The sequence below is a fragment of the uncultured Gimesia sp. genome (genome assembly GCF_963976445.1).
Lineage (GTDB): Bacteria > Planctomycetota > Planctomycetia > Planctomycetales > Planctomycetaceae > Gimesia.
In genome coordinates this window covers 491998-515430 of the sequence record NZ_CAXBKP010000002.1, presented here as the reverse complement: position 1 = coordinate 515430, position 23433 = coordinate 491998, and the positions used below count along the sequence as shown (strand labels likewise).

Sequence of the window (23433 nt, the reverse complement as noted above, 5' to 3'; positions counted from 1 at the left end):
CAAACGCAGCACGTTTGATCAATTGAATCCTCTTCGCTATCCCGTTATCTTCTCTGTCCTCGTGTATACGGTTTGCTTGAGGAAATTCTGGTTTAACTATTGAGAAGTGTGATGGCGACGCTGATTGAAATATCAAATGTGACAAAGAGTTATGGCGCTCAGGAATTGTTGAAAGAGGCATCCATTGCGCTCGCCGATGAGCAAAAAATCGGTTTTATTGGGCGAAATGGTGCCGGAAAATCGACATTATTGCGGATTCTGCTGGAACAAGAGACTGTCGATAGTGGCCAGATTATTCGGCATCCGAATCTACGGGTGGGTTACCTGCGTCAGCATGATCCGTTTCAACCTGGGGAAAGTGCCTTGGATTTTTTGATGCGGGACAGCGGTCAGCCGGACTGGAAATGCGGCACAGTGGCAGGGCAGTTCGAACTGAAAGGCCGCTTTCTGAATGGACCGGTCAAAGAACTGTCTGGTGGATGGCAGACGCGTGTCAAGCTGGCGGCTCTGCTGCTTCATGAACCGAATTTTCTGATGCTGGACGAACCGACAAACTTTTTGGATTTGAGAACTCAGTTGCTGCTGGAAGACTTCTTGAAAGATTATCGAGGGGCCTGTCTGGTCGTGTCTCACGACCGTTCATTCCTCAAAGCAATTTGCACGCAAACACTCGAACTCAGTCAAGGTAAGCTGACGTTGTATAATGGGAACGTGGATCAGTATCTTGAAAATCAGGAAATTCTCAAGGAACGCGATTCACGAACGAATGCGACGGTGATTGCGAAACGCCGGCAGCTCGAAACCTTCATTGCCAAAAATAAAGCGGGGGCAAATACGGCTTCACAGGCTCGGAGCAAAGAAAAACAGTTAGCACGTTTGACTCTAACTGAGATCGAAGGTGCGGAGTCCACGGTCAATATCATGATACCCCAAACAGAGAAACGCCAGGGGATCGCTTTAGGCTGCGAGAATCTGGCGATTGGGTATCCCGATTTACGCGTTGCCGAGAATATCACGCTCGAAATTGAGCATGGGGCACGCGCTGCGATTGTCGGGGATAATGGACAGGGAAAAACAACCTTCCTGCGTACGATCACGGATTCACTGCCCCCTTTAGATGGGAATCTGAAGTGGGGCTATCACTGCAATGTTGCCTGTTACGCGCAGCACGTCTATTCGTCTTTGCCAGATAATCAGACGATTCGCGATTATCTCGAACTGGAGTCCGCTCCCGGTACAACAACTCAGCAAATTCTCGCGGTTGCGGGCAGCTTTCTGTTTAAGGAACAGGCACTGGACAAAGCAATCAAAGTATTGAGCGGGGGCGAACGAGCCCGTTTGTGTCTGGCTGGGATTTTATTGGGTAAACATTCGATTTTGATTCTGGACGAGCCTGGTAACCACCTGGATGTCGAAACCGTGGAAGCATTAGGTAATGCGTTGGTGAAATTTCAGGGAACTGTGATTTTTACCAGCCACGATCGTCACTTTATGAGTAAAGTGGCCACCGATGTGATTGAGGTCGCCAATGGTAGCGTGAAAAGCTATGAAGGCGATTATGATGCGTATCTTTATCGTGTGAAAAAAGAAGTTGCCGACGGCCATCGCGAACAAAACCGGGCCTCAGTTGCAAAGCAGGAAGTGACGAGTTCCGGTCCCCGTGAAAAGGGGCTAGGGGGCAAAATCAAAAATGCGCGTAAAGAACTCTCTGCGATTGAACGCAAAATTGCGCAGCTGGATGAGAAACGCAACGGAATCAATGAGAAGTTCCTGAAAGCTACCAGCCCGGAAAATGCAGAAAAACTTCATGCGGAAATGCAGCCTCTGGTTGATGAAATCGGCGAACTGGAAATCCGCTGGATGGAGCTCTACGAGTTTCTGGAACAATAAACCGAAATTGGATTATGTGTTTTTCGGCGGTTTCCCATTGATCCAGGGGCCAGCCAGTTTCTGGTACTTGGGAGGTACCAGGGTGCTGCCTTTATCTCCGGCTGTCCAACCGGGAACGTGCCGCGGTTTACTGTGTGCTTGGGACATCTTTTCCCAATTCGCCGCCCAGCTTTGGTCTCCCTCGTTGACTTGTTTTGAGTCGCGATTGATCTGAAAGACTTTCCCGTTTCGATAGCTGAGGACTCCCAAATTGACCACCATGATAGCAGCCGCTCCTAACTCGGGAGAGTTATTGACCATCGAAGGATCACCGGCTTTGACGGCATCCAGGAAATTCTGGAAGTGCAGTAGATCCTGGTTGGGGACGCGTTCTGAAACGACTGCTTCTCGCTTCAAGGTACTGTCCTGAGTGACCTGGGAACGCTCTGGGATTAACTCATATGCCTGGTGACTTCCAAAAACGTTTTCATCAAATAAAACGGTGCCGTGATGTCCTCTGATCAGATGGCGAATAGGGACTGCAGTCGAAACCATGGTACTGGAAACGAGCCCTTGGACTCCTTCATGGAAGTCGGCAATAATCGATGCGACATCTGTTACTTCACGGTCGTCATATTCCAGAAAGATTCCACCTCCCCCGACAACACGTCCCGGGTACAATAAGCCGGTGGCTTTGAGCATGGCAGTTACGCGATGGACGAATAGATCGGAGTACATTCCGTAACCAAAGGGCCAATAACAGCGCCATTGACCGAACGTGGCCCGATCAAAGGGGAGATCAGGGGCGAGCCCTTCTTCGACACCCAGCCAACGTTTCCAGTCGACTGTCTTTGGCGTCATTTCTTTGGTGATCACATTATGACGAGACATCCCTCCCAGAGAATTACGAAAATATTCTGTTTGAAACTGGACAATTTTCCCGAGCTTTCCTTCATTCACTAGCGCCCGTACTTCATTCCAGATCGGCATGCTGGTGGATTGCACGCCCACCTGTACGACCAATCCCGATTTCTTCCAGGCATCGACAACATCCATCGCCTCAGAGATATGGTGCGTCATCGGTTTTTCACAATAGACGTGCTTGCCAGCTTTCAGGGAATCCAGAACCTGTTTGGCGTGCCAGTGATCGGGGGTGGCGATGCAGACCGCATCAATGTCTTTATCGTTTAACAAATCACGATAGTCTTGATACGCCTTTGGTGTCTGGCCGGTTTCTTGTTTGATGTAATCGACAGCTCGATCCCGGTGCACGGAATAGACATCATTGATCGCGGTGATGTCGAGATTCGCACCGTACTCTTTGCGAAGTTTCATTAGAGTCTTCACGTGCGATCCGAAACCGCGCCGGCCGGGACCTATCACACCGATGCGAATGCGTTCGTTTGACCGATAGGCTGAAGCGGGAGCGATTGCTGCTAATTGGCTGGCTGTGACAGTAGCGGCGGCTGAATGTTTGAGAAAAGTGCGGCGGCTTTCTTTTTTCTGGCTCATTTCTGCTCCTGCGTGAAATCTAAAATCAATGATTCAAAATTCTTTGATTTGAATGTTTTTATACTCCACATGACTGCCATGTCCCAGCAGGCCGATATGGCCGCGTTTGTTATGCAAACCGGGGTGTTTGGCAAGGACTTTTTCATCTTTGATGTCTGATAAGTCGGTTTTTAAAATTATGATTCCATTTACAATCACAGTGATCTCTGAACCGCGATAAATGATTTCTTCATGATTCCATTCGCCGACCGGTTTAAGTGCTCCTTTTTTCGCAGGGATCACATCGTAGACAGAGCCATGGTATTGTGTCGGCTTGAGTTTCTTAGGGTAGCCAACGTTGTCCAGTACTTGGATTTCGATCCCTTCATAAGCAGGACGCTGATCAACCAAAGGGCAGCGAATGGCGATTCCATTATTCGCTGCTTTTGTCAGCTTGAAATCGAATTGGAGACTGAAATCACCAAATTGCTTCTCTGTAAACAGGAATCCGCCACCATCTGCCGGACAGACGAGTTTGCCATCTTTAACATGATAGCCTTTCCGGTTGGCGCGTTTGAGCGTCCAGCCGGTCAGGTCCTGACCGTTGAACAAGGGGGTATATCCTGCCTGCGGTTGCTCTGCAAAAAGAGAATTGGCGTTAAACATTAGGCTGAAAACAACGGCGGAATAAAAAAGCGATCGCATGCGAACTTCCTCAATCGTCTGTTTTTGCAGGATATTTGGTACTTCCGGTCCTGATTAAGAGTCGTTGATGATGAAATTACTTCTTCTTACCGGTGGCCTGATTAATCAACACTCGCTGTCGGACTTTTTCCGAAACCGGTTTTCCTGCAAGAGCGTCTGCTTCCGTGAAGGTTGCCATCAGGATCTTTTTATCACCGGTACGAGAGTAATCGTAAATGATATAAATGGTGCCATCATCACTCTGAACACCATCTGGATAAGAGACTCCCGGTCGCTCGTCCAGAAGTAAGCCACCTTGCCAGGTTTTTCCATCATCGGTAGAAACATACGCGGTCAGGTCCCGGCGTGTTTTTCCATTTTTAGGATTGTGGCGTACCAACAATAAATTCCCTGAGTTCAATCTGCGAATGAAGAATCGGGCATTGATGTGAGGGATGGACGACTCTTTGCCCGTCGACCAGGTTTTCCCACCATCGGTGGAAATGGATTCGCCGATTCCATAACTGGTTCTGACCAGAGTCCAGAGACTGTTGTCTTTTCGTTCCACGACCATGTGCTCGTCAAAGGTGCGATGCGGTACATCAGTTTGGCCCAGCAGTTGAAACGATTTGCCTTTGTCTTTTGAGATGAAAATATTCCCGCCGCGTTCTTCCGGTAAGTCAAACTTATGCTCAATCGAATCTTTGGCCTTTTGTTTCCAAATCGCGACAGGCAGCAGCCAGTCTCCATTTGCAAGCACGGTTGGTTTATTCATCATGATGCCATTACATAGGCGTCGTGGTTCACTCCACTTGGGATTTTCTTTGTCTGGTTCATCGGTTGTAATCGCCCAGACACCACTGCGACCATCCCACCAGCGATAAGACTGTGCCCAGAAGACCCACAGCCGACCGCTGGGATCAAGCCAGGTCGCCGGGTCATATGCTCTGACAGGACCAGGGGGATCAATGACGAGTTTGGGGCCTGACCAGGTATTGCCATCATCGCCGCTGGTGACCAGCGTGACGTAGTTCAATTCCCCTTCGCCGGTGCCACCTGCATACCAGAGTGCCCAGAGGCGTCCGTTGGATGAACGTTCTAGCCCAGGAATGCCCTGGAACAACCGGGTGTCGTCCGCATATTCTTTACCGGGATTCGTGTTCACTGGAGGGGCGACCAGAGCCGGGTCTTTGTCTTCGGCGGAACAGAAATTCGTGTATCCGGGAAGTAGAGTGATTGTGATCAGTGAGAAAAATATCAGCGAGAGTGAGCGCACGGTGTAACCTCTTCGAAGATGCAATAATTTATATGGGTAAAAATAAGCTGGGGTGTTTGAGGGTCTCTTTGAGAAATGCTAACAAAAATCGAGATCTGAGGCGAGTATTTCCCATAAACTAAAAGAAATATGAAAATGTTTTCAGAATGACCGCGAATAGTAATCTAGCGCGCGGAAAGAACGGCTGGACAGACTGCCATTTCTGACCTAGAGTATTTTGTGTAGATTGATCAGCGGCGTAATTAACGAATATTTATCAAATCACCTGGATACAGTTCTTTTCTGAGACAGTACAGGTAACCACGAGGCAAGTCATGACGATACCAGAATTAATTATCTTACTGATTGTTGCCGGGCTTTGCGGAAGCATTGCACGGGGGCTGGCTGGAAATACGCGTGGAGGCTGCCTGGTTTCAATCGCATTGGGGTTCATAGGAGCACTCCTGGGAAGCAAAATTGCCGGGATGTTGGGACTCCCTGAAATATTTGCAATTTCTTTTGGTGGGAGAGATTATCCGATCCTCTGGTCCATCATTGGCGCAGCAATATTTGTCGCTGTGTTGGGGCTGCTGACAGGTCGTTCACGTTCTTAAATCCTGTAAGAGTTCAGTTTTAAGAAACGAGAAATACAACCTGAGACAGACAGCGACCGGCATTGCAGATTTCTGCTCTGTTGAACATACTATGGCACTGTTCGAATCATTCCCGACTAATACAGTCGGGTTTTTTTATATGAGTGTGATCGGAAGTCCTGTCGTATGTCGCTGATGAGTCTGAATGAAATTTCGTTTTCCTGGAGTGGTCCGCCGTTATTGGATGATCTCAGCCTGGAAATCAACGCAGGGGAGCGGATTGGTCTTTTAGGAAGAAATGGTGCCGGAAAATCCACGCTGATGAAAATCATCGCCGGCGAGCTTGACCCCGATGATGGTGAGATCAGACGTGATAAAGATCTGCGGATCGCCCGACTGGTCCAGGAAGTCCCTTCCGGTGGTGCACAGCGAATTCATGATATTGTCGCAGAGGCGGCGAAGCCTTATTTTGAGCATGATTGGGAAATTGATCATGCCGTCGAACGCATTATCTCGCGCATGAATTTAGACGGGGATACTACGTTCGAATCCTTGTCGTCAGGTATGAAACGTCGTGTGTTACTGGCACAATCGATTGTACAGTCTCCCGATATTCTATTACTGGACGAACCAACGAACCATCTGGATATTCCCGCGATCAAATGGCTGGAACAGTTTCTGCAATCCTATGAAGGCACTTTATTGTTTGTGACACACGACCGTATGTTTTTACAGACGCTGGCGACGCGTATCATCGAAATAGATCGCGGCCACATCTATGACTGGACCTGTGATTATGAAACATTTCTCAAACGTAAAGAAGCTTTTTTAGAATCGGAAGAAAAACAGAATGCGTTGTTTGATAAAAAATTAGCAGAGGAAGAGGTCTGGATCCGGCAGGGGATCAAAGCCAGACGGACTCGTAATGAGGGGCGAGTTCGTGCTCTGGAGAAAATGCGTAATGAACGGAGCCAGCGGCAAAGTAAAGTTGGCAATGTGCGTATGGCAGTTTCCAGTGCAGATCGATCAGGGCAACTGGTCATAGAAGCCAAGAATGTTTCATTTTCCTATGATCAGAAACCTGTGATTAAAGACTTTTCTACGTTGATTACTCGTGGCGACAAGATTGGGATCATCGGTCGAAACGGAGCTGGAAAAACCACGTTGCTCAAACTGCTACTGGGAGAACTCAAGCCAGATACAGGCACGATACGATTGGGGACCAATCTGGAAACCCTGTACTTCGATCAACTCAGAGAGCAGATAGATGAAGAAAAAACAGTCGTCGAAAATGTAGGAGAAGGGCTGGAGACACTGACGATTAATGGGAACCCGAAAAGTATCTATGGGTATCTACAAGATTTTCTATTCACGCCGGAACGTGCCCGCAGGCCAGCACGTTATCTTTCCGGTGGAGAACGGAATCGACTGTTGCTGGCAAAACTCTTCAAGCGGCCGACCAACTTAATGGTGCTCGACGAACCAACGAATGATCTGGATGCAGAAACACTGGAATTGCTGGAAGAATTAATCTGCAATCATACGGGAACACTATTGCTGGTAAGCCACGACCGGGCATTTCTGAATAATGTGGTGTCGGCGACTCTGGTGATTGAAGAGGGAGGGCATGTCAAAGAATATGCGGGCGGATATGATGATTATCTAATACAGTCAGCAAACAATCAGGATGCTCAAAAAAAAACGGTGGAATCAAACGCAAAGACAGACCAAGCATCCGAAATTAAAATAACAACAGTCAAGCTCACCTATAAAGAAGAGCGTGAGCTAGAGCAGATTCCGCAGCAAATCGAGAAACTGGAGCAGGAACAAACCGAATTGCATTCGACGATGGCGGCTCCTGAATTCTTTAAACAGCCCACTGAGGTGATTGCGGCATCAACCACGCGTAGCGAGGCGATTCAGAAGGAACTGGAAACATTGCTGGAACGCTGGGAAGAACTGGAAGCACGCGTCTCGTAAGAAGGAACCCGTCATGCGATTATTTGAAGGGACGCCCTTTGATCGTCCGCCTCGTTGTGAAAAATGTGATCAACTGGAAGAAGAATGCATCTGTCCTCCTGAGCCTCCTTTTCGGATACCGCCCGAACAGCAGACAGCTCGACTTTCTATTGAAAAACGTAAAAAGGGAAAACGAGTTACAGTGGTCCGCGGTTTACCGCTCGAAGGTAACGACCTTCCTGAATTATTGAAACAACTCAAATCCCAATGTGGTGCCGGTGGTTCGCTGCAGGGCGAGGAACTGGAAATTCAGGGAGAACAGTTAGACCGCGTACGTGAAGCACTGAAGACGATGGGTTTTCAGGTCAAAGGTTAAGTCTGGTTTGCACGACGACTTCTAAATCTCTGGTGCACTCTCGTAGGGAATTTCGACCGGATAGAAACCCTGCTTTCGTCGTTGATGATTGAGTTTTGCGAAATCATGTGTATGGATCGCGCGGGCTTCCACATTAAAAATGGAACCGGCAAAGGGTTCAAAGCTGGCACGAAAATGTGCCGAAGATTTGACCGCGATATAATTCATGGATTCGCATTCAATGCCCAGCGTTTTAGAGAAGGCAGGCCCGAAAGGTTGTTCTCGCGCAGTCACAACAACGACGGAAATGCCGCCTTGTTGAATCCAGGCAGAAGGGCCCATGTTTCCTGTCAGACCAGCGTACATCGGGCCGTCGTATTTGAATTTTCCTTCTGAGACCGCTTTGACTTCTGCTTTCATTTTGACTGGTGGACCTTGAATGGGATCAGACTTGCCTCCAACTTCGGCTTCAATGATTCCTCCGACCCCCGCCTTTTGTGCCAAAGCGACCACTTCAGGGTCAACAATGTATAAAATCAGCGCCTTGTCTAATTTCTGATCAAGGAATGTTTGTAGGATTTCTGTGGAATCGCCGGCGGTGCCGCCCCCGGTATTGTCGGCATGGTCGGCGAGAATAATAGGATGCTTACCGATTTCTTGACCTTTTTGAATCGCATCTTTGACGGAAAACGGAAGCTTGTACCAGCGTCGCCGTCGTTCCCAGATCCAAGTGCCGAATTCCTCGGCTGTTTTGTCTGCCAATTCCTGATCATTGTCGGCGACTACAATCAGGGAGGGCCCCACATCAGGGACGTCGGCCCAGGGAAAACCGGTTGAAACTGTTACACCCAGAATGCCGGGACGAGTTTCAATTTCATGCGCGTAATCCATGACCTCTTTCATCGGTTGATGTGCAGTCACCTGACAGGCCGTACTCCAGAAGAGCGGGATTTGGTATAGGGACATCACCGGTTTGACCTCACCATTGATAATCCGTACGATCAGTTCAGCTGCTTCCTGTCCCCGTTCATTCATGTCGATATGCGGGTAGGTATCGTATCCTAAAATTGCCGTTGCCTGTTCGACTCGAAGTTGTGAATGGTTTCCGTGCATGTCCGGCGTGACCAATATTGGGCGGTCATCCCCCAGGTATTCACGCACTTTGGAGATAAAATGTCCGTCTCCGTCTTCAATGCCATCGATGACCATCGCCCCGTGAAGATCAAGTAACACTCCGTCAACAGGACCACCTTTGTCTTCTGCCTGTTTGAGTCGTTGCAGGAATTCTTCCAGCAATCCATCGTAGGCCTTTCGCTCTATCAAGCCGCTTGGAAACGCAAAAGTCCAGAGTAAAGGAATCAATTCGAAACCATGTTTTTGGGCGCCATCGATAAAGCCACCGATACAGACATTCGCTCCTGGAAATGTTTCCATGATTTCCTGCCCACGGTATAAGCCTCGGTCATTGATAAAATCGTCAAGGGTTGTGGGAAGAGAAGAATAAGTGCTTGTTTCGTGAAGCACGCCGCCCGTTGCAATTCTCATGGTTGAAACTCCAGGAAAGTAATGTTGCCTATGAGCACAGGATTTCGCAGATCAGCATAGTAAGAATTAAGATAGGCAATCATTGTCAGAAAAGAAAGTCTTATTAAGAAATCGGATTCAGACTTCTCAGTGAGGCACTCATCCGCTATGTAAAGGGTTCTGCCCTTTTAAAATGATTACGTGCTGTCTGCCAACTCAAATTGGAATTGTTGATGAAAATTGCTATTGCGGGATGTGGAATTGCGGGTGCTGCCGCAGGGTATCTACTCGCCAGCCAAGGGCATGATATTACGATTTTTGAGCAGGCGGCGCAATGTGGCCCTATAGGCGCAGGGATACTCATTCAACCCATCGGACAAACGGTATTAAAGTCACTGGGAATATTCGAAGACATTGACAAGAAATCAGCCCGGTTAAATTGGATCGAAGCGCGAAAGCACAACGGAAAACGACTGATTCAACTGGAGTATCAACGCTTAGGCTGTGATTTATATGGACTGGGAGTCCATCGTGGTTTGTTATTTAGTGCGTTGCTGTCTTTGGCGAGACAGGCTGGAGCCGTGATTCAGGAAAACAGACGCATTACAGGTTATCAGGTTTTGCAGTCCGGAGTTTCTCTGGAACTGGAGTCAAAGGAGCCTACCGAAGTCTTTGATTTCATTATTGCAACAGACGGAGCCCGTTCCGGCTTACGAAATGCTTCTGGGATCAAACACCGTGGAGCAGAATACGAATACGGGGCTTTGTGGACGACCGGTGCCTGTAATGCTGTCCAAGATCGATTATTTCAGGTGGTTGATGGAACTAAAAAACTGGCGGGACTATTGCCGATAGGAAATGGTGAGTGCAGTTTCTTCTGGGGTCTGACTGCAGCTCAGTTTATGAAGTTTCAACAACAGGGGCTCGACGTCTGGAAAAAAGAAGTCTTGCAGCTTTGTCCACAGGCTGAAGAAATCGTTGCCCCAATTGCTTCGTTTAAGGACCTGACGTTTACCAATTATCGCAATGTGTCGATGCGGACCTTCTGGGCAGATCGCATTCTGTTTCTAGGAGATGCCGCTCATCCGACAAGCCCGCATCTGGGGCAGGGGGCTAATCTGGCACTGGAAGATGTGTGGACCTTCTCAGAATGTCTGAAAAAGGATCCCGATTTTCGTTCCGCCTGTATTGCTTACGAGAAGATGCGGAAAAATAAAATCCGCTATTATCAACGGATCACGGGTTGGTTGACGCCCTTCTTTCAATCTGAGGGAGTCGTGAAAGGTTGGGGCCGTGATCTATTCTTACCTGTGATGAGCCAGACTCCCATGCTGCGTGAGCAAATGCTGAAAACGTTATGTGGATTTAAAAGTGGTTGGCTCAGCAGCAAGATTGAATGAGGAGTATCATTGCTTTTATTTTCCAGACGCTCGTTTCAAGAACAGGTGAATTACGAAACCTAACGCGAGTCCGGTGCCAATCATGATCCAGAAGGGGTAGGGAGTCTGATACTTTTCGTAACCGTGACGAAAATTCGAGCCAAAAATGGTGCTTAAGGTGGCAATCGGGAAAAAGTAGGCAATCAATAAATTCAAACGATGGGACGAGAGTTCAATCCGAGCTGAAACCTTTGCCTGCTCTTCAGCCTGCTTTGCAACAACGTATTCCAGCGCATTCTTTGCATCCTGAATCAAGAGTTCTGCGATTCTTTCCAGGCGGTATGCGTTGTCACGAAAGTCGATCAGAAGTTTGTCTTTGGGAATTGCCTCGCGTGCGACTTGTAAAGCTTGTGTCATATGGCATAACGACCGATAAACTGGGCCAAGATGATTTAGCACTTCCAGATAATCGAGCGAGCTGGTTGCCTGGTCTACTTTTTCGTCAAATTCTTCCAGGATTTGCTGATGTTCATCCAGGTGTCGATTCAGCGCATCCGATCCCCCTTTGAATTCAGACGCGTGCCAGATAGCATTAGGTTCGCGCCAGAAAATACGGCCTTTGCGATACATGTCTTCCGGTTGTGGAGGTGCATGTAGAATAATGAGTAGATGTCCCTCCGCGACCATCGTACGTTGCCGACCAACCTGTTTGCCAAGACGATCGGTGAATTCTGTGGGAACATTCCAGGTGGCAGGCAATAGTGAAGATTCATGCATCTTTCGATCCAATTTCTTTTTCCATTAAATGGGAATTGCAATTCAGAGGTTTTTATTTGTAGTATGCCTCTTAAGCAAACGAAAGTGAATCGGGAGTTGACCAGATTCGCAGATTCTTCAAGACCTGCTTGTCTTGAATGAGACTGATATCTTAAAGGGAGAGCTGTGAGCGAATTAACTATGAGATGGATATGTCGAAAATATCTGATTTTGCTTTGTCCCGTAATCATCATTTCTGGTTGTAATTCGCCGCCCCCTCCTCCGAAGATGAAGCCACCATCGGTTACCGTCGCGGAACCTGTTCAAAAAACTGTGATTTTCAATCAGGATTTTACCGGAACCCTGGCTTCGGTAGCCTCAGTGGATATTCGGGCACGCGTCGATGGTATCTTGGAAAAAGTAGATTTTGCCCCCTCGGCTACTGTCAAGAAAGGTCAGCTGCTGTTTGAACTCCAGCGTGATCAATATCAAGCGGTTCTGGATAAAGCCAATGCGCAACTGGCGGCCAGCAATGCGCAGTTGAAAGATGCTCAAGTGACTCTGGAACGCAATGAGATCTTATTGAAAAAACAAGCGGTGACTCCCCAGGATGTGGATGATGCCGAAGCCGCGCGTGACAAAGCACAAGCGGCAGTGATGGGGGCGAAAGCCGAAATCGAACAGGCCATGATCAATCTGAATTACACTCGAATTCATGCACCGATTGCGGGAGAGATCAGTCGAACTCTGGTTGATGCAGGGAACCTGGTTGGTTCAAGCGAAAATACATTGCTGACCACAATCGTGACCATGGACCCGATTTACGTTTACTTTGATGCCAGCGAACGGCTGCTTTTGAATGCTCTCAAAAATAGAAAGAAACCTGACGAGAGGATTTCGCTTAAAGTTTACGTGGGGCTTTCTAATGAAGAAGGGTATCCTCATAAAGGTGTGTTAGATTATGCAGACAACAAGGTTGATCCGGGGACAGGTACGATTCAGCTACGAGCAATATTTAAAAACCCCAAGGGGCTGCTTTATCCCGGCGTGTATGTGCGCGTGCGAGTGCCCGGTAATCCGATCCCAGGGGCTCTGCTGGTGCATGATGTGGCTATCGGTACTGATCTGGCTGGCAAATATCTGCTGATTGTTGGCAAAGATAATATCGTGGAAAAACGCCAAGTTGAAATTGGTCAGGTACAAGATAACCTGCGTGTCGTGTTGAAAGGACTCAAGCCCGGCGAGAAATACATCTATGAAGGGCTGCAGCGAGCCCGTCCCGATCGTCCGGTTGTGATTAAGAATCAACCACCGAAGGGAGCAGCTCAACCGCAAAAACAAACTGGTCCTGCAACATCAGCCGGTGCCTCGAAACCTGAGAAAGCAAAGCTGAAACCGGTATCCACTTCCAAATAGCGGATGATTCCTTTGACGTTTCAACTGATTTCGATTTGTGTTTCTGATATTTTTTAACGAAACGGACGACGATGTTTTCCCGGTTTTTTATCTATCATCCGATCTTTGCCAGTGTCATTTCCATTGTGATTGCGATTGTCGGTGCGATAGCACTGCCTCTGTTACCGATAGAATTATATCCGGACATTACCCCGCCTACGGTTGCTGTGACTGCAACATATCGTGGTGCCGATGCGCAAGTGGTTGCGGATACGGTGGCAACCCCGATTGAAGAACAGGTTAACGGCGTCGAGAACATGCTCTACATGTCTTCGAGCAGTACAAGTGACGGCAATATGACATTGACGGTCACCTTTGATGTCGGCACCGATCTGGATATGGCGAACGTGCTGGTCCAGAACCGGGTAGCAATTGCGAATCCCACACTGCCAGAAGATGTGAAACGCGAAGGGGTGACGACCAAGAAGAAGTCCACCAATATGACTTTGGTGATCGCCTTAAATTCACCTGATGAAACCTTTGATGGCTTGTACCTCAGTAATTATGCATCAATCTACATCAACGATGAACTGAAGCGAATTAATGGCGTCAGTGATGTGAATGTGGTCAATGCGCTGGATTTCGGAATGCGAATCTGGCTGGATCCCAATCAGCTCGATACCCGCAACATCACTACAACCGATGTCGTGAACGCACTCCGGCAGCAGAACGTGCAGGTGGCTGCAGGACAAATTGGGCAGGAGCCGAGTCCTGTTGATCAGGACTTTCAATTGACTGTGACAACCCTGGGGCGTTTATCTGACCCTAAAGAATTTGCTGATATTATTATTAAGACCGGTGAAGAAGGGCAGATTACACAAATCAAAGATGTGGCCCGGGTCGAGCTGGGAGCCCAGAGTTATAATGGTTATTCACAGCTCGATGAAAAACCGGCTGCTCTGGTTGCCGTTTATCAGTTACCAGGGGCCAATGCGCTGAGTGTAGCTGATGAATGTCGAAAGGTATTGAAGCGACTGGAAGCGGATTTTCCCCAAGGGCTTGAATATTCAATTCCGTACGATTCCACAGAGTTCGTCACTGCCTCCATCGATGAGGTCGAGACTACTTTATATATCGCACTGTTTCTGGTCTTTGTCACGATTTTTGTCTTTTTGCAGGATTTCAGAGCGACACTGATTCCTGCAGTGACGATTCCCGTATCCCTTTTGGGAACCATGGCGGTCATGCTGGCGATGGGGTATACGATCAATACGCTCTCATTATTTGGGATTGTGCTGGTGATCGGGATCGTGGTTGATGATGCGATTGTGGTAGTCGAAAACGTGACCCGAATTCTGGATACGCAAAAATGTTCTCCTAAAAAGGCGACGGAACTTGCGATGCTTGAAATCACCGGCCCCGTGGTCGCAACCACACTCGTGTTGCTGGCCGTGTTTGTGCCTACGATGGTTTTACCGGGAATCACAGGTCGGCTGTATCGTCAGTTTGCTTTGACGATTTCGATTGCCACACTCTTTTCTTCCGTGTGTGCGTTGACGCTGAGCCCCGCGATGTGCGGAATATTGCTCCGACCGACGCAAGAAAGACGGGGGCTTTTCTTTCGTGGCTTCAACTGGTGCTTTGATCGTTCACTCAACATGTATATTAGTATGGTCAAGGTTTTTGTAAGACGCGCGTTTTTCATGATAATCCCGTTGCTTGTCATATTCGGAGCAACGGGCGTGGGGTTCGTGTCGGTACCAGGGGGCTTTTTACCCAATGAAGACCAGGGATATATTTTCATTAATACCCAGTTACCCGACGGGGCTTCATTAAGTCGGACCCGGGAAGTTCAAAACCGGATCAATAAAATTGCTGCAGCAACACCTGCCGTCACCCATGTGATTACGATGGGCGGCTTTTCAATGTTGAATAACTCAAATGCTTCTAATTATTCCACCACAATCATTGCTTTGGAAAACTGGGATAAACGGCAATCCCCGGAACTGCATGTCTTTGCTTTAGTCAAGCGCCTGCACGTGGAACTGGCACAGATCCAAGAGTCGATTGCCTTCCCGTTCATTCCTCCGGCGATTCAGGGGCTGGGCAATGCGGGGGGGTTCCAGATCCAGATTCAGGACAAGGATTCTGCTGGTTCTGATGTCCTGCAGATGGCGGTAACAGATGTAATGGATCAGGGAAATGCTGATCCGCTGCTGACAGGATTAAATACCAGTTTCAGTGCCACTGTGCCTCAAATTTATCTGGATATTGATCGTGAAAAAGCGATCAAAATGGGCGTCCCTCTCGATTCGATTTTTAATACGCTGCAAGCCGAACTAGGCTCCGCATATGTGAATGATTTCAACTTATTCAACCGTGTTTTCAAAGTGATGGTACAGGCCGAGGAAGACTATCGCAGTAAGGTTGATGATATCACCCGGCTCAAGGTACGTGATCGTCGGGGGAACATGGTACCTTTGCATACTCTGATCAAAGTCAATAATTCAGCGGGGCCACAGGAAGTCAATCATTATAACATGTACCCCACCGCTGCAGTCACCGGGAATCCAGCCGCGGGTTATAGTTCGGGACAAGCAATTACACGGATGGAGCAACTATCAGATGAAGTATTGCCGGAGGGCTTCGGTTATGAGTGGACGGGAATTGCGTATCAGCAGATAGCGGCCGGAAATATGGCGCCTTACATTTTTGCGATGGCGCTGATTTTCGTATATCTGTTTTTATGTGCTCAGTATGAAAGCTGGTCGATTCCACTGTCCGTGATTCTGTCTGTACCCTTGGGAATCTTCGGTGCGATCTTCGCCACAATGTTGCGCGGCTTTGACAATAATATCTATACACAGGTTGGATTTGTTCTGCTGATAGCACTGGCTAGTAAAAATGCGATTTTGATTGTCGAATTTGCCAAACTGCAACGCGAAGCAGGCAAATCGATTACGGATGCCGCGGTGGAAGCCTGTTTTCTGCGCTTCCGTCCGATTTTAATGACCGCCTTCAGTGCGATTTTAGGCGCAGTTCCATTAGCAGTTGCTTCTGGTGCGGGCGCTGCCAGCCGACAGGCACTGGGGACAGCGGTCGTTGCAGGATTGTCTGCAGCCACGTTTTTTGGTGTGGTCATGGTGCCGGTGATGTATGTGATCGTTCAGAAAATCAGTGAGTGGGTCTCAGGGAGTAAACCAGTAGTTCCTGATGAAGAGGGGACGGCCAGTTCCGCAACGCCAACAGCTTAAAGAATTAAAACAGAATCGTTCCTTAAGTGAAATTGCGCTGGCGACTGGCTTCATACAGCAGGATGCCTGCGGAAATCGCGACATTGAGTGATTCTGTGTTTCCCTGTTGTGGAATCCGGACCAGGTGAGAGCATTCATTAAGAAGCGTCTGACTGATTCCGCTGCCTTCATTACCAACGATGATCGCTGTTGGTTGTTGGAAATCATGACTTGGAAGAATCTCTGGCGCCTGCATTGCTGTGCCCACGATTGAAATGTTTGCTTCTTTCAAGTTACGACAAAATTGAACAAGGTCAGAGAGTTTTGCGATCGGGATACGGTTCACTGCACCAGCCGAGGTGCGGCAGACGAGGCTAGTGACTTCACATTGTTCATCTGTTCCGACGAAAATTCCATTTGCCCCCAAGACTTCGGCAGAGCGAACGATGGCACCAAAATTATAGGGGTCCTGAATTCGGTCCAAGATCAGAAACAGCGGCGCTGCGGTTTTTTGTTGAATCACTTCGGATGCAGAGGAATAGGGAAATGGTGCCATTTTTGCAATCATGCCTTGATGATCGCTGGCACGGCAATTTTGGCTGAGATCTTTGTCTGAAGCAATCACAACTGGAATTGAGAGTTGTTGTGCTCGTTCTTCAGCGGCCTGTTTTTCATCGGCTTGTAATCGTTCCGACAGGTGTAATTCCCAGATTTGCCAGAACCCGGCAGATAAGGTTTCCATCACTGCATTTCGACCCCAGATCCAGCATTTCTGATGGTTTCCCAATAAGGGCTTGCTTTTCTTTACTTTAGAAGGCTTTCCGACCATAGGAATTCTTTTAAAAGTTGATTATTCTATGAATGAGGTCTTACTCAACAAAAACAAGAGTGACTAATGTTGAGCAAGAGAGCCATTTCGTCTAGAAGTGGTTTTGTAAAATGGTGCGGTGCATTCAACTCGAATATCAGTATCAAACCGCTCCTGATACGTAATAGTGAATTAGTAACAGTTTATTACTGAAAATGACATAGAGGCGTTTATTTTGTCCGGAAATGAAGTCATATATAAACCATTCGAATGGGAACGATTGAGAATTGCGTCCCAGTTTAATGCACAATTGATGGATCATCTGCGTTCGTTTGTGAAAGCAGGAATTTCAACAGAAGAGATCAATCAAATTGTACACGATTATACCGTTTCGCATGGGCATACACCGGCAACCCTGGGGTATATGGGGTTCCCAAAAAGTTGCTGTATCAGCATCAATGAAGTGGTGTGTCATGGGATTCCTGATGATACCGTTCTCAAAGAGGGAGACATCGTCAATGTCGACATTACCAGCATCGTTGATGGCTGGTATGGAGATCAGTCGGAAACTTTTTTGATTGGCGATGTATCAGACGAGGCACGCAAGCTGGTGCAAGTGACATTTGATTCGCTGTTTCTGGCCATCAATGCACTTCACCCTGGATCCAGTGTGATCGAGATTGGTGAAGTAATCTACAACTACGCTACAGAATTGGGTTATGGCGTGGTTCGACAATATCAGGGGCATGGGATTGGCCGGGAATTTCATACCGATCCCGGTATCCCACATTATCCGGTTTCAGGATCAGAGCGAGATCTTCTGCTACCAGGCATGTGTTTTACGATTGAACCAATGCTGAATGCAGGCACTTGGAAGACTGTGGAAGATCGTAACGACGGATGGACTGTTCGCTCTAAAGACAACAAATTGTCGGCGCAGTTCGAACATACCCTTCTGATGACGGAAGCAGGTCCTGAAATATTGACATTGACCAAAGAGGGGCCTCAGCCCGGTCATCAATTTTAAGCCATCAGATTTTGGTGTGCTTGATCTTCCACTGCGTCCCAGAATTTGTCACATTGGTGAATTTTGCTTCTAAGCGAAATTTATATTTATTGTTGTTCTCTAGATCTTGTTGGCAGCACTGGCTTGCAACGACGCGAAAAAAACGGGTATCGTAGAAGATACGCAGACTCTTTCATTGCGCCTCGCATGTTTCTTTCCTCCAGAGAATCCAGTACGTGGAGCCAGCATGATTCGACAAGCCCTCCTGATAACACTCTCATTCCTGTTTCTTACCAGTTCACTCTTTGCCGAAGAAAAAAAGCTGGACTGGGTTCAAGTCACCGAAAAAGCGGGTTGGCAGGCGCGTGATTCCCAAGGCGAACTTGTCTTCAAGAATCAACTGTGGATATTTGGCGGCTGGTTCAATTCTTTTGAAGCGCCGCCACGTGATGTCTGGAATTCATCAGACGGGAAGAACTGGAAGCTTGTGACGAAACAGGCGCCGTGGATTCACAGCGATCTGCCGATGACGATCACCTTTAAAGACAAGATGTGGCTGATGGGAGGCTGGTATAACGGCCGGCTCAAAGGGCACTCGGCTGGAAATCAGGTCTGGTCTTCAGTGGATGGAAAACAATGGGGTCTAGTGACAAAGCAGGCTGCCTGGACGCCTCGCGCAGCAGCGGCACTTGTGGAATTTAAAGGGAAAATGTGGCTGCTGGGGGGGACCGAAAATTATTATTTTGGCGATGAAAAAAGTCTGAAGAATGATGTCTGGTCTTCTGCCGATGGGAAAACTTGGACGCGGGCGACAGAGAACGCCGGATGGTCACCGCGGGCCTATCATCAGGCCGCGGTGTTGAATGGAAAAATCTATGTCTTTGGAGGCGGTAATTATACGCCGGAATATCATGCGACCAATGATGTCTGGAGTTCTGAAGATGGCATTCACTGGAAGCAGGAAACAGCCAAAGCTCCCTGGCAGGAGCGCTTATGGTTTTCAACGGTGGTTTATCGAGACCGGATGTGGGTCATCGGAGGCTGGTCCAATAATCCTGCGAAAAATAAAAATGATGCCTGGTATTCACAGGACGGGAAGAACTGGACACAACTGAAATCGAATGTGGTCTGGAAAGCCCGTCATGAGCACTCGGCTTTTGTGTTCCAAGACAAGATTTGGTTAGCAGGCGGACATGCTCAGCCTCTCAATAGCGAAGTCTGGACGCTGGATGTTCCTAAGGATTGGTTCACAGACTCGAACAAAAAAGTCTCTTTACAGACGGGGCTGCCGAAAACGCTGGAAAAACTGAATTCGGCGAAACCCGTGAAGATTGTCTGTTTTGGAGATAGTGTCACCGGAGTTTATTACCACACAGGCAGCCGACGTGCTTACACCGATATGTTGGGGATTGCATTAAAGCAAGCGGTTCCTGTGGCAGACCTGACAATGGTCAATGCCGGTATCAGCGGGCATACGACGGTCAATGCGTTGGCACGGATTGACCGAGATGTCTTGAAGCAGCACTCCGATCTGGTCACGGTGATGTTTGGATTGAATGATATGACCCGAGTTCCATTGAAACAATTTAGAGAGAATTTGCACAAGATTATTCAACAATGCCGTGGGATCGGGGCAGAGGTGTTACTCTGCACGCCGAATGCTGTGATTACGACAAAGAGCCGTCCTGCAGAAAAGTTGGCTCAATATTGCAAAGTGATTAGAGAGGTCGGCCGGGAAATGCAGGTGCCGGTTTGCGACAATAACAAAGAACTCAATGCATTACGGGATCAAGATGCATTGGCGTGGCGGTTGATGATGAGTGATGAAATTCATCCGAATATGGCTGGCCACAAAAAAATGGCAGAGTTGATTGCCGAATCAATCACCGGAAAAGAGATTACTCTGGCTGAGGTCGAGCCACCAGTGTCAGCCATTCCACGTACGAAATCACTACTCAAACACAATCAGCCCATCCAAATCATCGCGATGCCACCATTAGACCAGATGATTCAATCGGCGATCAAAAAAATCGCTCCTCAAGCACAACTGCAAGTGACGAGTTGGAAGACGGAAGGAAAGACACGTCGACAAATCGAAGCCGATGCCAAAGCAATGATTCGTTCCCAAAGACCTGACTTGGTGCTTTTGGCGATTCCGCGAACAGCGAAAGCCGATTCACAGGAAGAATTCATTCACAGTTCTATCTGGACGATGAACTACTCGCTTAATTTCGGAAAGGGAGGCTGGGATTGTGTGGTCTTTCATCCAGACGTTTTTGACAGTGAAAATTCTGATGCCGTGTATGATCGACTCACGCGACAACTGGTCCGAGGGCAAGATTTGACACTTGTCGACCGGAAACCGAAGCAAACAGCAAACGCAGAAGCGATACTATTACAATGGTTGCATTCACAACTGGATTAAGAACATCACCAAGGGATGTTTGATGTGGATCTTGCAGCAATCTGATATATCTTTAGCAAGGCTTACCGGTGATGCAACAACTTTCGCTTGACTCATTCAACTATGAATTCAATCGTCTGCAGGAACCTCGATTAAGGATCGAATCGGGTGAAACGATTCGGGTCGAAACCGAAGATGCACTTTCGGGGCAGATTCGTAAGGCCGGCGATCATAGAGATAGAGCCAAAGTGCCGTTCAGTAACCCAGTGACCGGGCCTGTCTATGTAGCAGAGGCTGAGCCCGGTGATATGCTGGCGATCAGAATCGAAGCAATTGAGTCTCGCGATGGGCAATGTGCAACTTACACGGGCAATCCCAAACAACTCTGTCAATGGCTGGGGACGGATGTGCCGAGTGGGGCACACGTCTGCCCGATACACGACGGGTTTGTTTACTGGAGTGAGAACATCAAGATTCCGTATGTACCGATGCTGGGGTGTATTGGGACAACGCCTGCATATGGGATGCCCAGCACGATGCCAGCAGGCCCCCATGGCGGTAATATGGACATCAGAGAAGTGACTGTGGGAAACACGCTGTATCTACCGGTGTATGTAACTGGTGGCTTGCTCTATCTGGGGGATGCGCATGCGGCAATGGGGCAGGGAGAGCTGTCTGCGACGGGACTGGAGATGGCGGCTCAAACGACCTTGACCATTGACTTGGTGAAAGGGAACAAGATAGCCGGGCCACGAATTGAATCACCTGAAGAGATCATTACCGTCGCCAGTGGAACTCCAATGGAACGTGCTACCGCGGAGGCCTTTGCCCAGATGATTCTCTGGATGGAAGCCGATTATGGCTGGGATCGCTGGCGGGCCTATGATTTGCTGACCCATGTGGCGGAAATCTCAATGGGCTATTATGAAGGCGGTGGTCTGGCCGTTAAAATTGCAAAACAATATGTTGCGCATCCTTCCTGAGTTTCTCCTATAGCTCGTTTTCTTATTATGTATATTGCGGCTCACAGCATGATTTCTCATCAGTCACCGGAACCGGTTTAATGCTCATTGGATATGTCAGCGACGAAGATTATCGGGCTCTCTACGATGTGGCCATCGAGTTTCAAGCGGATGGTCAATTTTTCAGTACACGATCTACCGCTTCTGGAGCCGTGATTCTTGATCTTCCCGCCGGCGTGTATGAGGTGATCCTGCAGCACCGGGATTATTGCGCCAAACGAGTTCAAATTCAGGTTGAACCGGGGCAGGTTTATCAGTTTCGATTACTGTCAACAAAATTATATGGATTTGCCTGGCCTCGGTGTGTGAGCGCGGGGGAGTCTTCGGAGTTCCGCGTGCACTCGACTTCAGAATACAGTCTGGAATTGTGGCGGTATGGGAAAGAAAAAGAATACGTCCGGCGGATTGGCACGTTCAACGATCATGCACCGTTGGCGAATCTGCAGATTACACCTGACGGCGATTACACACGGAATGGCGTTGACTGGAACAACGTTGGTTATCGAACAGTTACTCAGAAACAAACCGTAGCCGCACCAGAACAGTCTGGCTTGTATATGTTCCATCTAAGTAATCAATCGGGAGATGTTTTCACCTATCCCTGGGTCGTTGCGCCAAAAACACCACAGTCTGATGTGGCAATTCTTGCCAGCGATCTCACCTGGAATGCGTACAACAGTTTCGGTGGGCGCAGTAATTATCTCAACCCGGAAGGACTGCCACCGACTCCCATCGTCAATAGTCGGCAGGAATTGAGGAGATACCTCAAACCTTCTTTCGGAGCCTATTATGTTGAAGAATATCCCCCTTTGTCACTGGAACGGCCTCAGCCATATTTACACATTGATCTGAACGAGCAACTCCGCGATCCCATTTACAGCCGGATGGGATGTGGTATGCTGCATTCGGAGTGGCGACTACTGGGTTGGATGGAAGAGCAGGGTGTTGCTTACGATTATTACAGTGAGTCCCAGTTTCATTTTGGCCAGCTTCCACTTGATGAGTACAAAGTCCTGATTCTGAGTTCGCATCCGGAATATTGGTCGAAACAGATGTATGACTGGCTAAAAACCTGGGTGTTTGAATCAGGAGGACGGTTGATTTATCTGGGAGGCAATGGCTTGAATTGTGAAGTCGAATTTCTAGACGACCATCGGGTCGTCTATCACAACACCGATTGCACTCAATGGTGCGGTTTGGCGATGGATCCGCCGATTCCGGAATCGGAGTCGACCTATGAAAGTCGTTATCACGCGCGACAGGAGTCCGAGGCCAATCTACTGGGTGTCGCATTCTCTTTCGCTGGTATTATGACTGGGGCGCCTTATAAGGTCATCGATGATCAGCACTGGTGTTTTGAGAGAACAGACTTAAAACAAGATGATCTGTTTGGCACGGAAAGCCAACATATGCGGATTCCGGGGGGCGCTTCCGGACATGAGACCGATAAAATCTCAGCCAGTTCACCGCCCGAAGTCCATCTGGTCGCGCAAGGAACGAACCCGGATCAGGGAGGCGCGGATATGGTTCATTTTGAGACCCCCTCGGGAGGAGAAGTCTTTTCTGTGGGCTCCATCTGCTGGATCACGTCGATGTTGGTGGATGAGAAGGTCTCACGCATTACTCGCAATGTCATCGACCGATTCTCAAATTCCTAAATCAACCACCGAAAACTAATCTACATTGAAATAAGAAGGCCT

The 23433-nt window shown here is 48.3% G+C and carries 17 protein-coding genes; 11 read left to right on the top strand and 6 right to left on the bottom strand.

Translation table 11 applies throughout. The features are described from left to right. Positions 1–111 precede the first annotated feature (111 nt). Complete coding sequence (locus tag AAC022_RS04420) at positions 112–1890, top strand: ABC-F family ATP-binding cassette domain-containing protein (protein ID WP_339728390.1); 1779 nt, start codon at positions 112–114, stop codon at positions 1888–1890. A gap of 12 nt (positions 1891–1902) precedes the next feature. Here AAC022_RS04420 and AAC022_RS04415 read toward each other — a convergent pair whose 3' ends face one another. From AAC022_RS04415 to AAC022_RS04405, 3 genes are all read right to left on the bottom strand, one after another. Beyond that, entirely contained in the window at positions 1903–3381 is a 1479-nt protein-coding gene (locus AAC022_RS04415) for a Gfo/Idh/MocA family oxidoreductase (RefSeq protein ID WP_339728388.1), read from the bottom strand. Between the two features lie 33 nt (positions 3382–3414). Further along, the gene (locus AAC022_RS04410; protein ID WP_339728386.1) at positions 3415–4065 is read right to left on the bottom strand and encodes a DUF1080 domain-containing protein; all 651 of its coding nucleotides are present in this window, start codon (positions 4063–4065) and stop codon (positions 3415–3417) included. Between the two features lie 76 nt (positions 4066–4141). Next, complete coding sequence (locus AAC022_RS04405; protein WP_339728383.1) at positions 4142–5320, bottom strand: sialidase family protein; 1179 nt, start codon at positions 5318–5320, stop codon at positions 4142–4144. Positions 5321–5634: 314 nt separating this feature from the next. Between AAC022_RS04405 and AAC022_RS04400 the strand changes: the two genes are divergently transcribed. From AAC022_RS04400 to AAC022_RS04390, 3 genes are all read left to right on the top strand, one after another. Further along, complete coding sequence (locus tag AAC022_RS04400; protein ID WP_339728380.1) at positions 5635–5913, top strand: hypothetical protein; 279 nt, start codon at positions 5635–5637, stop codon at positions 5911–5913. Positions 5914–6078: 165 nt separating this feature from the next. After that, complete coding sequence (locus tag AAC022_RS04395) at positions 6079–7872, top strand: ATP-binding cassette domain-containing protein (RefSeq protein ID WP_339728379.1); 1794 nt, start codon at positions 6079–6081, stop codon at positions 7870–7872. A gap of 13 nt (positions 7873–7885) precedes the next feature. Continuing rightward, the gene (locus tag AAC022_RS04390; protein WP_339728377.1) at positions 7886–8227 is read left to right on the top strand and encodes a translation initiation factor; all 342 of its coding nucleotides are present in this window, start codon (positions 7886–7888) and stop codon (positions 8225–8227) included. Positions 8228–8248: 21 nt separating this feature from the next. Here AAC022_RS04390 and AAC022_RS04385 read toward each other — a convergent pair whose 3' ends face one another. Next, positions 8249–9751, bottom strand: coding sequence for a M81 family metallopeptidase (locus tag AAC022_RS04385; RefSeq protein WP_339728376.1), 1503 nt, complete (start codon positions 9749–9751; stop codon positions 8249–8251). Between the two features lie 212 nt (positions 9752–9963). Here AAC022_RS04385 and AAC022_RS04380 point away from each other — a divergent pair, with 212 nt between their 5' ends. Further along, a complete protein-coding gene (locus tag AAC022_RS04380; RefSeq protein WP_339728375.1) occupies positions 9964–11130 on the top strand; it encodes an NAD(P)/FAD-dependent oxidoreductase in 1167 nt (388 codons plus the stop codon). A gap of 15 nt (positions 11131–11145) precedes the next feature. Here the strand turns inward: AAC022_RS04380 and AAC022_RS04375 are convergent, their stop codons facing one another. After that, a complete protein-coding gene (locus AAC022_RS04375; protein ID WP_339728374.1) occupies positions 11146–11886 on the bottom strand; it encodes a CorA family divalent cation transporter in 741 nt (246 codons plus the stop codon). Positions 11887–12066: 180 nt separating this feature from the next. Between AAC022_RS04375 and AAC022_RS04370 the strand changes: the two genes are divergently transcribed. After that, positions 12067–13281, top strand: coding sequence for an efflux RND transporter periplasmic adaptor subunit (locus AAC022_RS04370; RefSeq protein WP_339728372.1), 1215 nt, complete (start codon positions 12067–12069; stop codon positions 13279–13281). Between the two features lie 71 nt (positions 13282–13352). Continuing rightward, on the top strand, positions 13353–16514 hold the full coding sequence (locus AAC022_RS04365) for a multidrug efflux RND transporter permease subunit (RefSeq protein WP_339728369.1): 3162 nt from the start codon (positions 13353–13355) through the stop codon (positions 16512–16514). 22 nt (positions 16515–16536) lie between these two features. On the opposite strand, the gene rlmB is transcribed toward AAC022_RS04365, so the two are convergent. Then, a complete protein-coding gene (rlmB, locus tag AAC022_RS04360) occupies positions 16537–17322 on the bottom strand; it encodes a 23S rRNA (guanosine(2251)-2'-O)-methyltransferase RlmB (RefSeq protein ID WP_339728367.1) in 786 nt (261 codons plus the stop codon). Positions 17323–17536: 214 nt separating this feature from the next. Here rlmB and map point away from each other — a divergent pair, with 214 nt between their 5' ends. The 4 genes from map to AAC022_RS04340 all read left to right on the top strand — a co-directional run bounded on the left by map (position 17537) and on the right by AAC022_RS04340 (position 23391). Continuing rightward, a complete protein-coding gene (gene map, locus AAC022_RS04355; RefSeq protein WP_339728364.1) occupies positions 17537–18328 on the top strand; it encodes a type I methionyl aminopeptidase in 792 nt (263 codons plus the stop codon). A gap of 226 nt (positions 18329–18554) precedes the next feature. Then, positions 18555–20732: a GDSL-type esterase/lipase family protein gene (locus AAC022_RS04350; protein ID WP_339728362.1), complete on the top strand. Its 2178-nt coding sequence runs from the start codon at positions 18555–18557 to the stop codon at positions 20730–20732. A 71-nt stretch (positions 20733–20803) separates the two neighbouring features. Continuing rightward, the gene (locus tag AAC022_RS04345) at positions 20804–21694 is read left to right on the top strand and encodes an acetamidase/formamidase family protein (protein ID WP_339728360.1); all 891 of its coding nucleotides are present in this window, start codon (positions 20804–20806) and stop codon (positions 21692–21694) included. A gap of 80 nt (positions 21695–21774) precedes the next feature. Further along, entirely contained in the window at positions 21775–23391 is a 1617-nt protein-coding gene (locus AAC022_RS04340; RefSeq protein ID WP_339728358.1) for a N,N-dimethylformamidase beta subunit family domain-containing protein, read from the top strand. Positions 23392–23433: the final 42 nt, after the last annotated feature.